This window comes from Brevibacillus sp. AG, from assembly GCF_028369215.1.
GTDB classification, from domain to species: Bacteria; Bacillota; Bacilli; order Brevibacillales; family Brevibacillaceae; genus Brevibacillus; species Brevibacillus porteri.
This window is the reverse complement of the sequence record NZ_JAQMYO010000009.1, coordinates 43,651-57,689: the sequence shown is the minus strand read 5'-3', so window position 1 is coordinate 57,689 and position 14,039 is coordinate 43,651. Positions and strand designations below refer to the sequence as shown.

Here is a 14,039-nt window from a genome sequence, read left to right as displayed (position 1 = left end):
TTATTCGTTTAAAATGGATGCCTGTTGAAATTAGCATGGATTATTGATGAACTTCTCTCGATATTCAGTAGGAGAAATACCAAATTGTTTCTTGAACACTCTACTAAAATAAAAGGGGTCAGCAATTCCAACAGTTTGCGCAATTTGCTGTACGGGCACATCACTTGTAAATAGCATGTTTTGCGCCATCTTTATACGATATTTTAATAAATATTCTGCTGGTCCCATCCCTGCATGTCTTCTAAATACGTAAGAAAGTCGATTTCGATTAACGTTATATTGTTCTGCAAGCGATGCTATTGTAAGGCTTTGATAATAGTATTCATGAATATAAGTAGATACCCGTTCGAATAAAGCATGTGATTCACAGCTATTTTGCCTATTAACAACACATAATAAGGCTTCATTCAGTACATCTCGAAACAGCATTTCGGTCTGAAACATCGAAAGGCCTCCGCGCTGATTATACACATGCCAAAGACGCATGATTAATTCAATCAGACGAGGGGATTGTCCTGTTGATAATTCAAAATGCTGATGAGAAAAGCTTGACCCTTCTAGTTCTGAATTACATATCCGGTATAGAACAAGAATATATTCCCAGTTGGTGTTACCAAACATTTTTTGAGCTAGTTTCATTTTTGCACCGCCATGCACAACTTTTCCTGGCGAAAGGATATAAGGCGTACCATTAAATTGAAATTGTACCCTCCCTGTAAGTGGAAACACAAATCCAGGAAAGGAATCTGTATAGTCAGCGTAAGGCACACCTGGATTTCTAGCATATCGGTATATTCCTTCTACTTGGAAAGGAATGTGTGCAAAATGCTCTGCTAACTGATCAACGTCGATTTTCACATTGCATACCTCATTTCAATAGTAGTTTGCCGGAATCCTGAGATGGATCGTTGTACATCATATTCTCACATTATTGATAACGATTATCATTGTCAACCTATATGAATAATAAAAATGCCGCTACCCGGCTAGTGTTCAAACCGCCGGGTAGCGGCATCAGGTCAGGATGTTTTCAAAAATAGGGAAGGTGAGGATCAAAAGAAGTAACAAGATCTTCCTTGGTCTGTGTTGTGGTTTCGTCATCGGACGACACCCGTCCCGATCGTAAGCCTATTTCTATAGCACCTTCCTCCATCACTCCTCCACACCTCTACACCCTTCTTCTCACAAATTTTTCGCCATCACTTATGATAAGGCTCTCCGCGCTGTCCGTAACAGCAAGTTTTTAAGGCCATCCTTTGCGGAATGTAGCTATGGCCCTGTACCCACCGCCTTGTTACCCAACTTTCCTTTAACTCTCCTCCCCTTGTATCGATGGATTTTCATTAAGCCGCACTTTATAAGACTCGCCCCATGCTTTCATTGACATAATGACCGGTTCCAGAGTCCTTCCGAAATCAGTAAGGGAGTATTCCACTCTTGGAGGAACCTCTTTATATATTTCGCGATGAATGATGCCATCCCGTTCAAGCTCTCTTAACTGCAATGTGAGCATAAACTGCGTTATTCCTGGATTGAGCCGCCTGAATTCATTGAATCTTTTCGTTCCATTCAGGAGCTGATAGAGAATGATCCCCTTCCACTTTCCACCAATAACATCCAGCGTTGTTTCAACCGGACATGCTTGCATATCTGGACTTACTCCATATTTCTTTCTTCGGTCTCCCATCAGCTTATCCCCCAATGGTTTGATTTTTAATACTATACCATAAAAATATGCGTACTTACTTAAAGTAATTGAATCGATTTACAATGCAACTGTACAACATTTCCTATTTGAGAGGATGAATACCCATGAATACTCACCAAAAGATGAAAGCTGTCGGTGCTTACCGTTACCTCCCCATATCCAATCCGGAAAGCCTTATTGATCTGCACTTGGATAAACCAGAACCTACAGGCCGCGATTTGCTTGTACGTGTAAAAGCAATCTCTGTCAACCCTGCAGACGTAGGCGTCCGCGAAGTACATAACTACGAAGCCGATTCACCGAAAATTCTTGGTTGGGATGCCGCTGGAATCGTAGAACAAGTCGGTCCTGACTGCCAATTGTTTAAACCTGGGGACAAGATCTATTATGCGGGCAGTGTGTCTCGACCTGGCAGTAACAGTGAATTTCACTTAGTTGATGAACGAATTGTGGGAAATATGCCAAGAAGTTTGGATTTCGCTGCCGCCGCCGCATTACCGCTTACCTCGATAACTGCATGGGAGGGCCTTTTTGATCGTTTAGGAATTAGCGTAAATACAGGTGAAAACAAAAACATACTGATTATCGGTGCAGCTGGAGGAGTAGGATCGATTGCTATTCAACTTGCAAAATTAGCAGGGTTGACCGTCATCGGTACTGCTTCACGTCCAGAGTCAATTCAATGGGTCAACAGTCTCGGTGCGGATTTTATCATAAACCACAACGAACCTTTTCACCCTCAACTCAAGGAAGTTGGTATTGACACCGTAGATTATATCCTTTGCTTGAATGATACTGTTCAACATCTTGAAAATATGGCGGAAGTCATTGTCCCCCAAGGTAAAATTTGCTCTATCGTTCCTACAAATAAAGCTACCTGGACAGGGAGCTTGAAAATGGACTTGCTGTTTTCTAAAAGTGTAACGTTTGTATGGGAGTTCATGTTTACACGGTCCTTGTTTCATACCAATGACATGATCAAACAACACGAATTGTTGAATGAACTGGCGGACTTAATCGATGCTGGAAAAATAAAAACTACGCTGACTGAACGACTAGAGCCCATCAATGCAGCAAACCTACGTTTCGCGCATGAGAAGTTGGAGTCTGGACGGACCATTGGAAAAATTGTTTTAGAAAACTTCTGATACTATGAAGGCGAAGTAAGCGCGTTTGGTTCCAAAACGCGATAATGTGAATAAACAACTCTAAGGCCCCCTGCTAATACGGGGCCTTTTTGAGTACAACGGTATGTGCTAGCGAGACAATTTCTCCCCAGACTTCTGTAAAAGCTTGCCTTTACTTGTGATAAGGCTCAGCTTAACGGTGCCAGCTCATCTGCGATCATTTTTGCCTTTTCCGCAAGCTCTCTCATATCATCGGCCGGAACAAGCTCGGCTAATTTGTAAGCCAGCGGATTACGGGAAAACTTGTACAATTCATCCCGAAGCAGGTTCCTTTTTTCTTCGGAGGCATCTATATAAAGTTTGCACGGCTGCCTATCCTCATCCAAATCATGCAAATCGACATAGCCTGATTTTTGAGACTCCACCACAATGGCTGAAAGATCGATTAGAGCTGAGCAGGCCATATCAAGTTCTACTCGAAACGTGCCGTTAGCATTTTTTTGCAAAAAAGCAGCTTTCGGAAAGGATGAATTCACTATCTTCCAGTCGCAAACTTGTTCAATTTCGTCTCTGCAGCAAGAATGACAGCGGCAAGAACATTTCCGCGGCTACCCTGTCCTCTTCTGAAATATAGACTACGCAGAAAATTTTTACTGTTCACACGAGCGATCATCTGAACGTAGCTTCTCGGCCAGTCGACGCATTGTGTCAAACCGCTTATCCAGTCAGCGAGCTCCTGCTGTGGAAGCAGACCCTTTTCAATCATGGTATCCACGATACTGGCGATCCGCTCATCATCCTCATCGCTAAAAATTTGTTTCCCATTATGGAGCATCCCCTCAATAGCAGCAAGTACTTCAAGCTGTACCGCTGTATCGCCCTCCGGGCACTTGACCAGCTCCAGCAAAGCATCCGCACCGTGTGACGCACTATGAGCCCAGCCTCCTTCAGGCAGATAGCCGCGCAGATCCTTTTCCTCCTTATAATAGCGGAGCAGCGAATGCTTAAGATTCTGGAATTCAGCATAATCCAGAAAAGGCTTCTTGCTGTGACGCCGTACTATTAAAGCTACTGGCAGAACAGAGAACGTTCTTGTAAATACAGACTGGTCACCTTCGCTACCAATATGATAGAACAAATGATGCTCATCGGTCAGAATTGCCAAAAGAGTGCTCAATTCCGTTTCCGTAAACCGATCCTCTTCATAAATCCATTTATACAGTGTCGGATAGATCAGTTCATCCCGTAATTCCGGTTGAGGATCTCCGATAAATTGCAGCATTAGAGTTAAAAAATCCTGTGTCCGCTCACCTTCACGAAGCTGGTAATGTTCCTTCTCAATTCTTTGCAGGTCTATCATGAGTTTCATTCTTGTATTGCTCACTATCTCATCCCCTTGAATATACGCTATTTCCGGACTACTTACACCCCTACTATAAAACAAAATAACTGACACCTGTATGTCAGTCATTGTATGGTAGCAATATTGTTTTTATATATTCTTGTAATTCATTTCTCAAATAACAGGGCTCCACTATCTCGCATTCCTTACCAAAGCTTAAAATAAATTTCAGTAATCCCTCCTCATATGGAAATTGATCCACAACGATATATTGATTGTTATGTGTTTTAGTTATTTTCTCTTTTTGAAAATACTCAGTTAATTGCTCTCCCATTTTATGAGCAAACTTTAAGGTAACGGTTATGCCTCGCGTAAGATAGCTATTCTCAATTATTTCTTGGATTTCTTCATTTGGGATATCCTTTTTTTCGAAGTTCTCACCCATTTTCAAATTCTTGATCCGTACTAGCTTGAACCTTCTGTAGTCATTTCTTTCTTTGCAAAAGCCCACCAAATACCATTGACCGGCGGAAAATGTAATTTGAAACGGTTCTACTGTTCTTTCGAAATATTCCATACTTCTGTTGATATATTCGAATACCACTAGCTTATTTTTCTCAATAGCATTGTTTAATAGAAGCAGGTATTCCTTTAATTCATTTTCCATACTGAAATGAGACAGATTAATGTCTAACTTGCTTGTATTCTTTTCTTGTTTAAGCGTATTCTCAATCTTTAAAACAATATCATGAAACGTTGTGTTTTTCCCAAATAGAAAACTTAGATTATTCATTATCGCCATGAAAGTAGAAGCTTCATCTTTGTTTAAAAAAAGATTGTCCACATTATAGTCTTCCATAATGTAATAGCCCCCACCTTTACCACCAATGGATGCGATTGGGATACCTGCTTCACCTAACTTTTCTATATCTCTGTAAATTGTTCGTATGGACACCTCAAAATGTTCCGCAAGCTCTTTACCTGTAACCGTACCTTTTTTTGAGATAATGAGTAACATGGATAGTAATCGATCTACGCGCATTTATATATGACGTTGATTTGCAACGTATCCTCTCTTATTCTTTTTTACAAGACCGAACGGAGTCTTCCCTGCCCCCTCCGGTCATTTTGTTCTTTTCTCAAGTAAATAGTACTTTCTTATCTGATTCAACTGTACTTCTAGCTCGATCCGCTGTTTTACCACTATTTGTGGTAAGGCTCTCCCCGACTAATCCGAAACGCCCGATAAACCTGCTCCAACAACACCAACCGCACCAACTGATGTGGAAACGTCATCTTCGAAAACGACAGCAATGCATCCGCCCGCTTCAATACCTGATCGGACAACCCCAACGAGCCCCCAATCACGAACGCCACCTGACTGCGCCCATGCAAAGCCAGCTTGTCCATCTCCGCAGACAGCTTCTCCGATGACCACATTTGCCCATCAATCGCCAGCGCAATCACATACTGATCCTGCTTGATCTGCGCCAGGATACGCTCGCCTTCCTTGCGCTTCACCTGCTCCATCTCCGCCGCACTCATCTCTTCCGGCGCCTTTTCATCATTGACCTCAATCACTTGCAGCTTGCAGTAAGCAGACAGACGCTTGCTGTATTCATCAATGCCCTCACGCAAATATTTCTCCTTCAGCTTTCCTACCGTGATAATCGAAATTTGCATGATCCTACATTCCCTTCTCTTTCAAAAGCGCGATCTGCCCAGGCTCTCCACATTCCCGACAACGCTTGTCTACTCCATCGCCCTCAATCGCCTGTGCTGCATACGTATCCGGCGCCGCCTCAAAATCATTTACGTAATCATCCAACTCCTGCTCCAAATGCTCCATGCAAGCAAACCGCACCGGATATTCCGCCAACAGCTCAACTTCCTTGCCTTCTATCTGAATGCTCTTCATCTTCATGTCCATATCGATTGCCTCTTTTCCGTACGAATAATGTCGCTTCCTATTCTACCCCAGAACCGCAACAAAACAAATGAATCCAGTAAAATGACATAGCCTCTGCATTTTATAGCTTTTGTTTTTTAACTCTCGATCGACAGTTAAAGCTGTAGAGAGAAAAAAGAAGAAAACGGCGAAAGTCTTTGGGATACCATCCGAAGCGCAATGGAAAAAGGGAAACCTGCCTTTAGCGTCCACCTCTGAGACACTGCATAGCTGCGCGACTTTGGACGCGGGTTTCACTTTTTCCATGAAGCTGGGCAGAACCACCTCACAGCAGGTAGCCCAAGAACTTGAGCGTTTTCTTCTTTTTTCTCTCCTCCACCGAAAGTCTGATCAACAACAAAAAAAGAGAGCGCCGTATCAGCTCGGCGCTCTTAAGTAGGGATCTATTTAAAAATAGATAGAGGGGGGAACTTCAGATGCTGCATATATGCAAACGGGATAAAATGCATCCCGGAATTGCCCGTCAACGTTTGTTTCCTTCCCATGCCTGCCCGCAAAATGGCTTTGGTCAGTACCTCTTACTGCTGTGGCGGAGCGGTCAGCTTCACTTTGGCAGTCTTCTGGATACCGTCACGATAGTACGTAACCTCCATTGTATCGCCCGGCTTTTTGCTCATCGTCAAGTACTTGCGCAGCTGAGCGCTATTGGAAATGTTCTTGTCATCTAGCTTGACGATGACATCGAATTGTCTCAAGCCTGCTTCACCCGCAGGAGAGAATTTGCCTACCTCTGTTTGCACAACGACACCAGCATTCACATTGTCAGGCAGATTCAAAGTTTCTTTCCATTCGTAGCGCGGCACATTTGCCAAGTCGAGCGGCTGCACACCGAGGTAAGAACGTGCCAGCGTGCCTTTTTCCATCAGCTGGTCCACGATCACTTTGACATCATTGATCGGCAGGGCAAAACCTAACCCTTCGACACCGGCTTTGGAAATTTTCAAGGTGTTAATCCCGATGACCTGACCCTCGATGTTTACGAGAGCACCACCACTGTTACCAGGGTTGATCGCTGCGTCTGTTTGAATGACGTCCAGTTCCCAGTCATCCTGACCATCTTCGTTAATGTCCATTGGCATGGAGCGTTCCTTGGAACTGATAATGCCTTGTGTCACAGTCCGGGAGAACTGCATGCCGAGTGGGTTCCCGATGGCAATGGCCGGTTCGCCCACCTGTAAGGTAGAAGAATCACCAAACTCAGCAACGTCCGTAACCTTGGAGCCGTCGATTTCCAGTACAGCCAGATCAGTGTAACCATCGGCACCGACCACTTTCGCCGATACTTTTTCACCGGTTGGCAGGGCGACCTCTAGTTTTTGCGCCTTGTCGATTACGTGGTAGTTGGTAACGATGTAGGCTTTTCCGCCCTTTTTCTCAAAGATGACACCAGAGCCTTGGCCCTGCTCGACATCCATTGCATTCTGCATCCAGCTGTTTCTGCGCTGACCGATGTTGATTACACCAACGATCGCATTCTCCACTTTTTTCACCGCATCTACTGTACCAGAGCCCACGCTTACAGATACTGGCTTGGCAAACGGGTTAGAAGAAGAGGCATTGCTGCTTAGCGCATTTTCTGTTCCAGGCTTAACCATATTAATATATCCGGCATTGGAGAGAGTCGGCAGCGTGAGCAGGACGACCATCCCCCCAATTACAGCGGACGTTACCGATGTCACAACCATTCGTCCAATACTAGAACCGCGTTGTTTTTTCCGCTCTACATGAGTTATATCATCATAGAAACCCATGATTCATACTCCCCTTTCTACTTTCTACCATTACTAGCTTTACAGGTTTTTGATGCTCGTATACACAATGACATGCGCCGTAATTGGTTGCATGATTGATTTCGTTTATGTCTGTTTCCTTTTGACACCCTTAGTATACGACCCGCTTTCGGCAAAATGGCGTGAGAATTATGGAAAGGTTGTGGAATAGAAAAAAGCTCTCGGAATATTTCTCCGAGAGCACGGATATGATAGATTAAAAGCTTTTTCCTGCCAGACCAAATAGAAAGGATTGATAGACTTGAAAGAAGTCCACCTCATCGCCAAGCTGGCTGACCTTCAGGAAGTAGACTACCACAATACGCTTTTCCTGCATGCCTTGATCGAGCTGCTAGTAGCCAAAGGACTGCTGACACATGACGAGCTGACTGCCAAAGTGAATGAGCTCGATACACAATTAACTTTCCATATCGATACGTACGCGAAGCTCACAGAGCGCATCGCCAGTCGTCAAACGGGGATCAAACCGATCTTATAGCTCTTCCAGCTTGGTAGGCCGATCCGGGTACGTATCACGCAGATGCACATCGTCACCAACAGATAGCCCCCGCTCCTCCAAGATGTTTTTGACCGTCAGTCGGGCCAAATCAATCATGTTGTTTTCCTTACTCAAGTGGGCGAGGTATACACGTTCTGCCCCACCTGTTAGACAATCGAGCAAAGCATCGCCCGCCGCTTCATTGGACAAGTGCCCGACATCACTCAAGATACGTCGCTTAATGCTCCAAGGATACTGCGACATGCGCAACAGCTCAACGTCATGATTGGACTCGAACACGTACGCATCTGCTCCACGAATCGTCTCTTTAATCCTATCACTGACATACCCCAAATCTGTCGCGACACTGAGCTTTTTCTTGCCATCATAAAAACAGAAGCCCATCGGCTCGGCAGCATCGTGCGAGATTCCGAATGACTCGATGCCCAAATCCTCCAACTCTTTCTTTTCCCCCACAGAAAAGAAGCGTCGCTGATCTTCCTTGATCGTCCCGATTTGCCCCTCCAGCTCCGACCATGTCTTTTCATTGGCGTAAATCGGCAATCCATATCGCCGCGCCATGACGCCGACTCCTTTAATATGGTCGACGTGCTCGTGGGTGACGAGAATGGCGCTCAGATCGGCCGGATTGACACCAATAGTCTCCAGTGCCGCTTCTGCCTGCTTTCCTGTAATGCCTACATCGATCAATACGGAGACACGGTCTGTCGCCACATAAATGGCATTGCCTGTACTCCCGCTTGCCAACACACTAAATCTCACCGAACATCCCTCTTCCCGTATCTTTCCCAGGCTGTCTATCTATTCAGCGCTGCGTTACCATCGGACGCTCCAGCGCTCCTGTAATCGCGTTGACAAAATGCCATTTGCCATCGTGAACCACGCGCCATACAGGCACTAGCGTCTGAATATCCGCATCGTAAGAACCGTAATAACCCAGGCTCACATTCTCAATCCGTTCTCCTGGCGAAATGATTTGCTTGTCCACCAGAGAGCGTAGTGCCGCATAACCAGAGATCACCTGTCGTTCTCCCTGCTGCTTACGAAGGTGGAAAAAGGTCTGCCTGTATCCGAGTATCGTTCCGTTGTCCAAATACATTTCCAACGGAGCGACGAATACTGGCATTTTATCATAGACCTGCCAATACAAGAGCCGCGCTTGATTCGATTGATATGGATCGGATACGTACTGATCGGAATAAATCAGCCTCGGTCCGATTTGACGCAAGAGCTCCTGCGGATTCAGTTGACCACGAATCTGCATCGGTGGTTCCAGCTTGGCAGCCAGCGCCATCTTTTCTACCGTCGCCTCAAGTCCTGTTATCTCATGCAAGGAAATCGGATTAATTCCGATATACTCCGCATCCAAATTGGACATTTCCGGTGTATCCTGCGGTACTTCTGTATCCAATGTGATATTTTGCTGATTCAAGTACAGCTCTGTATTCCATTTCTCGCTCTGCGCGACTTCCTTGTCATTCCACAGGCTAATGCGCGTCACATACACCTGATACAGGAGAAACAAATCGAGGAGAAGAAAGGCCCAGATCAGAATCGTCTTGGTCCTACTCCAATCCATGCGCCTTCCCTCCTCCCTTATTGGTGTGCGCAGAAATATACAGGTTCGCCTGATTCGTCAATTCCACAACCCAGATTGGCATCAGGTCTACGTATCCTTCGCCTACTTTGGTCTGATAAGCCAAATAAGCGTTCGTGATTTTTTCTGTGTCCGCCAGCTTTTTGTCGCGGATATATTGATACAGCTCCGGACCAGACATAACCGTCCACTCTTTGTTATCGATATACTTGTCCAAATCCAGCAGCGATCGGCTCATCGTCACAACCTGGCCTGCCTCTGAAGTGATTTGGATGGTATCGATCTGCTTGGCCTCCCCTTCGCTGATCAAGGGATACGCCCCCAAGTAATGGCGGAACGTGATCAAGTCCTTTTCATTGTAGCTCTTCTTGATTCGTTCAAAATGATAGTCATCAAGCCAGCCCAAGTGCTTATTCATGAAGGTAACGGCACTCTGCACTTTTTCTTCATCAGACAGCTCCTGATCCCGCTGTTGGTATGCCGGATCAGTAAACGTGAACGCCTGCTGCTCCGATCTCAATTGAATCGATCTGCTGCCATCTGTAAAAATAACCGTTTTGTCCCGCTCCATAATCTGTCTGACGAGCGACTGATCGATAAAGTAGGACTCGATCAATCTATCATTCGTAACAGGTACGTAGCTGTAGCGGAATTGCTGCATGCGCATCTGATTCTTGGGCAAATAGTAAGTGCTCCACATCAGCGCAGGTCCTTCCAAATCTACGAAGCTTCGCTCTGGTTTGACGATTTTCATGATTTGCTCAGGCATTAAATCACCAGAAGCCAAATACGATTCTCGCAAATCCTTAGGGCTGATCGATGTTCGAGAACGCATCATTCGACCTTCCTCAGTCGACAAAAATAACGCGTAGACAACATCCTCGTCCTTCTCGTAGTACAACCACAATCGGTCAATCCCTTTCATTCGGTTGTCAAACTCATCCCGAAAGGTTACCAGCCGACCTACAATTGACAAGGGAACCGTGCTCCGAAAGCGCACTTCCAAACCCATCTTTTCCCGGGCAATATCTTCCCATTTCTCATTGGAGATGGTGAGCGGAGAAAAATCGAGGAAGATCCATTTCGACATTTCTCGCACGATCAAACTATAAGGAGCATCGGTCGCGGATGCTTTTGTGTGGCGATCTTCCCCATAGTGAAAAACAACGGATTCCGGCGTAACGAGCTGTTCGAGTTGTTTTTCCTGAACTGGCTTTGACTGCGTGTACTCTGCCGGCTCAATAAATTGAAGGTTAGGTTGATTCGACCACAACATCGCTGTCAAAACAAAGCTGGCTAGCACTAGCAGATTGAGTAAGACGGTCTTGGCAGGCTCTAGCATCCGCTTCATCCCGTTTTTCCTCCTTGGGCAAGTGGCACCCAGAACGTGACTGTCGTTCCTACGTTCCATTCGCTCGTAATCTCGATATCTGCACCGTGTGCCTGTACTAATTCACGGGCAATCGCCAATCCCAGGCCTGTTCCACCCTGACCGCGCGAACGCGCCTTGTCTACGCGGTAGAAGCGCTCAAAGATTCGCTTCAAATCGCGACTGGGAATACCGATTCCTGTATCGGTGATGGAGATTTGGACCCGCTTTTGCTTGTGGTTCTCTTTTGCCATGAGAACCACAGTGCCTCCTTGAGGCGTATACTTGATCGCATTGGACAAAAGATTATCCAATACTTGATTGATCGCATCCAAATCAATATAAACCAGCGGAAGCTTGCTCGGCATATCCAAGCTGAGCTGAACCTCCTGTTGCTCACTGAACATGGAAAAACGATCGGCAGCATAGCGAAGCAATCGATTGATGTCCGCTTCCTTACAATGCAGACGAACCCCCTGCGAATCAAAACGCGATAGCTGCAACAAATCGTTTACCAAGCGAATCATGCGCTCTGTCTCTGACGAAGTAACCTTCAAGAACCGTTGGGACAGCTCTGGATCTTCCACTGCACCATCCAGCAGCGCTTCCACATAGCTTTTAATGGTCGTCAGTGGTGTCCGCAGCTCATGCGACACATTCGCCACGAATTCGCGGCGCTGCTGCTCCAGTCGTTGCTGCTCCGTCACATCAGCTACGACAGCGATGATCCCACCCATTTTTTTGCTATCGTGCTGCAAGGGCGTAAACGTCACACGCAGGATCACTTCTTCCTTATTCGGCAGTGTCATCTCAATGAAAAGTGGTTCTTCCTGCGCATAGAGCGACATCTCATCCTCTGGCGGCAGACCCAGCAGATCGTACAAGGTGCGTCTCTTGAGAAGGACATCAGCCATCGTCACCTGCAACATATCTTCTGCAGCACGATTAAACAGGATGATTTGTCCATTCCGGTTAGCGGCAATGACACCGTCCGTCATGTTGCTCAAAATTCCCGCGAGCTTCTCACGCTCTTCTTCTTGCTGCAAAATCGCTTCCTGCAAACGCAAAGTCATATGATTAAAGGCCATACCGAGTTGACCAATTTCATCATCGCTATAGACACGTACACTACTGTTAAAATCCCCGTCTGCCACCAATCGTGCCTGACGGGTCATCTCCTTCACTGGCTTGGTGATGGTGCGGGCCAACACGACCCCGAGCACCGCCGTAATGACCATTGCGATCATCGTACCTGTCCCCAAGATACCGTTCATTTTACCAATCGTCGCATAAGTGCCTTCCATCGAAGCGATCATGTATACCGCGCCGTATACGATCTGATCGCCCTTAACAGGTAGTGCCAATACTTTCACCCGCGCCCCCGTCTTCGGATCGATCCGCATCGATTCACTGCGCGTCCCGAGCAAGGCAACCGTCACTTCAGGCTGCGAGGTCCGCTGTCCAATTGTACTTTTGTCCTCTGTCGTCGCAACCACCGTTCTTGTCTGATCGATGACCTGCACATTCGCTCCATTGATTTTTACCAGATTGTTGATCAGGTTGTCGATGTATTGACGGTTTTGTTCGGCGTTGGATTCCTTCCCGTCATGCGGGCGCAAATCGCTTTCCAGCAAACTCGCTAACAAACTAGCTTGTCCATTCAATGCCTCGGAAAAGTTGTTGATGTAGTAGCTCTCGACTTCCCGGGCAAAATAGGCGCTAATAAATTGCATCGCAAGCAAAATCAACAGCATGTAAATGATGACCATTTTCCACTGAACGGTTTTGAACAGCCGCCTCATCCAGGCTGGCCTCCCATGCCGGGATTGCGTAATGTATAGCCCAAACCACGCCGCGTGATAATGTACTTCGGCTGGCTCGGATCATCCTCGATTTTTTCCCGCAAACGACGGATGGTCACATCTACTGTCCGTACATCGCCAAAATAGTCAAATCCCCAGACCGACTGCAGGAGATGCTCTCGCGTCAATACTTGTCCCTGATGGCGAACAAGGTATACCAGCAGCTCAAACTCACGGTGCGTCAGCTCTAATGCTTCTCCCACCTTTTCGACGGTATATGAGTTCAAATCGATTTCCAGCTCATGCACGCGCAGTACATGCTGGCTATCCTTTTCCTCCACTTTCGAGCGGTTACGGCGCAAATGGGCCTTTACACGGGCTACCAGCTCACGCGTACTAAATGGCTTCGTCACGTAATCGTCCGCGCCCAATTCCAGCCCGAGTACTTTATCCAGTTCAGAGTCTTTGGCAGTCAGCATGATGATCGGAACATCATACGTTTGACGAACGGTTCGGCATACGTCCATTCCGTCTCTGCCTGGAAGCATAACATCTAGTAAAATCAGATCTGGTCGCTCATCCTTGACCACGACAAGTGCCTCATCACCATCGTAGGCGCATACGACCTGATATCCTTCTTTTTCAAACGTGAATTTCAAAATATCTGCAATCGGTTTTTCATCGTCAACTACGAGGAGTTTTGCCATCCTGCGCCCTCCTTTTTCTGTAAGTACGTGTTCCAACAGTCGCCTGTTTCCTCTCAAACTGCCTCTTCAAGGATTCCACTTCGACCCTCACTATTCCTCTACAATACACCATGTACGCCATGTAAAGAA

Annotated in this window: 15 protein-coding genes; 2 read left to right on the top strand and 13 right to left on the bottom strand. The window is 46.2% G+C overall.

The genetic code is table 11. The features are described 5' to 3' along the window. Positions 1–30: 30 nt before the first annotated feature. On the bottom strand, positions 31–858 hold the full coding sequence (locus tag POF51_RS23405; protein ID WP_069850127.1) for a helix-turn-helix transcriptional regulator: 828 nt from the start codon (positions 856–858) through the stop codon (positions 31–33). A 451-nt stretch (positions 859–1,309) separates the two neighbouring features. Then, positions 1,310–1,687 carry a winged helix-turn-helix transcriptional regulator gene (locus tag POF51_RS23400; RefSeq protein ID WP_069850130.1) on the bottom strand — a complete coding sequence of 126 codons (378 nt, stop codon included), beginning with the start codon at positions 1,685–1,687 and terminating at the stop codon, positions 1,310–1,312. Between the two features lie 125 nt (positions 1,688–1,812). Here POF51_RS23400 and POF51_RS23395 point away from each other — a divergent pair, with 125 nt between their 5' ends. Beyond that, a complete protein-coding gene (locus POF51_RS23395) occupies positions 1,813–2,856 on the top strand; it encodes a zinc-binding alcohol dehydrogenase family protein (RefSeq protein ID WP_069850132.1) in 1,044 nt (347 codons plus the stop codon). Positions 2,857–3,023: 167 nt separating this feature from the next. Here POF51_RS23395 and POF51_RS23390 read toward each other — a convergent pair whose 3' ends face one another. The 6 genes from POF51_RS23390 to POF51_RS23365 form a co-directional block, all read right to left on the bottom strand. Next, positions 3,024–3,371, bottom strand: coding sequence for an imm68 putative immunity domain-containing protein (locus POF51_RS23390; protein ID WP_244521795.1), 348 nt, complete (start codon positions 3,369–3,371; stop codon positions 3,024–3,026). Further along, the gene (locus tag POF51_RS23385; RefSeq protein WP_271756184.1) at positions 3,371–4,219 is read right to left on the bottom strand and encodes a DUF2785 domain-containing protein; all 849 of its coding nucleotides are present in this window, start codon (positions 4,217–4,219) and stop codon (positions 3,371–3,373) included. The genes POF51_RS23390 and POF51_RS23385 overlap by 1 nt, the downstream gene beginning before the upstream one ends. A gap of 79 nt (positions 4,220–4,298) precedes the next feature. Next, positions 4,299–5,195 carry a helix-turn-helix transcriptional regulator gene (locus tag POF51_RS23380; RefSeq protein WP_244521796.1) on the bottom strand — a complete coding sequence of 299 codons (897 nt, stop codon included), beginning with the start codon at positions 5,193–5,195 and terminating at the stop codon, positions 4,299–4,301. 185 nt (positions 5,196–5,380) lie between these two features. Continuing rightward, positions 5,381–5,860: a 23S rRNA (pseudouridine(1915)-N(3))-methyltransferase RlmH gene (rlmH, locus tag POF51_RS23375; RefSeq protein WP_017246805.1), complete on the bottom strand. Its 480-nt coding sequence runs from the start codon at positions 5,858–5,860 to the stop codon at positions 5,381–5,383. Positions 5,861–5,864: 4 nt separating this feature from the next. Beyond that, positions 5,865–6,107, bottom strand: a complete 243-nt coding sequence (locus tag POF51_RS23370; protein ID WP_069850145.1) for a CxxH/CxxC protein — start codon at positions 6,105–6,107, stop codon at positions 5,865–5,867. Positions 6,108–6,664: 557 nt separating this feature from the next. After that, positions 6,665–7,897 carry a S1C family serine protease gene (locus tag POF51_RS23365; protein ID WP_069850149.1) on the bottom strand — a complete coding sequence of 411 codons (1,233 nt, stop codon included), beginning with the start codon at positions 7,895–7,897 and terminating at the stop codon, positions 6,665–6,667. A gap of 280 nt (positions 7,898–8,177) precedes the next feature. Between POF51_RS23365 and POF51_RS23360 the strand changes: the two genes are divergently transcribed. Further along, a complete protein-coding gene (locus POF51_RS23360) occupies positions 8,178–8,414 on the top strand; it encodes a hypothetical protein (RefSeq protein WP_069850151.1) in 237 nt (78 codons plus the stop codon). On the opposite strand, the gene POF51_RS23355 is transcribed toward POF51_RS23360, so the two are convergent. Genes POF51_RS23355 through yycF form a run of 5 tightly spaced genes read right to left on the bottom strand, consistent with a single transcriptional unit; the run spans position 8,409 to position 13,910 of the window. Next, on the bottom strand, positions 8,409–9,197 hold the full coding sequence (locus POF51_RS23355; RefSeq protein WP_069850153.1) for an MBL fold metallo-hydrolase: 789 nt from the start codon (positions 9,195–9,197) through the stop codon (positions 8,409–8,411). The two genes, POF51_RS23360 and POF51_RS23355, sit on opposite strands and share 6 nt — an antisense overlap. A gap of 43 nt (positions 9,198–9,240) precedes the next feature. Beyond that, complete coding sequence (locus POF51_RS23350) at positions 9,241–10,014, bottom strand: two-component system regulatory protein YycI (protein WP_069850155.1); 774 nt, start codon at positions 10,012–10,014, stop codon at positions 9,241–9,243. Beyond that, complete coding sequence (locus tag POF51_RS23345; RefSeq protein WP_069850157.1) at positions 10,001–11,383, bottom strand: YycH family regulatory protein; 1,383 nt, start codon at positions 11,381–11,383, stop codon at positions 10,001–10,003. The genes POF51_RS23350 and POF51_RS23345 overlap by 14 nt, the downstream gene beginning before the upstream one ends. Next, complete coding sequence (gene walK / locus POF51_RS23340; protein ID WP_069850159.1) at positions 11,380–13,203, bottom strand: cell wall metabolism sensor histidine kinase WalK; 1,824 nt, start codon at positions 13,201–13,203, stop codon at positions 11,380–11,382. Before walK ends, POF51_RS23345 begins: the two co-directional genes overlap by 4 nt. After that, on the bottom strand, positions 13,200–13,910 hold the full coding sequence (gene yycF, locus POF51_RS23335; protein WP_017246812.1) for a response regulator YycF: 711 nt from the start codon (positions 13,908–13,910) through the stop codon (positions 13,200–13,202). Before yycF ends, walK begins: the two co-directional genes overlap by 4 nt. Positions 13,911–14,039 lie beyond the last annotated feature (129 nt).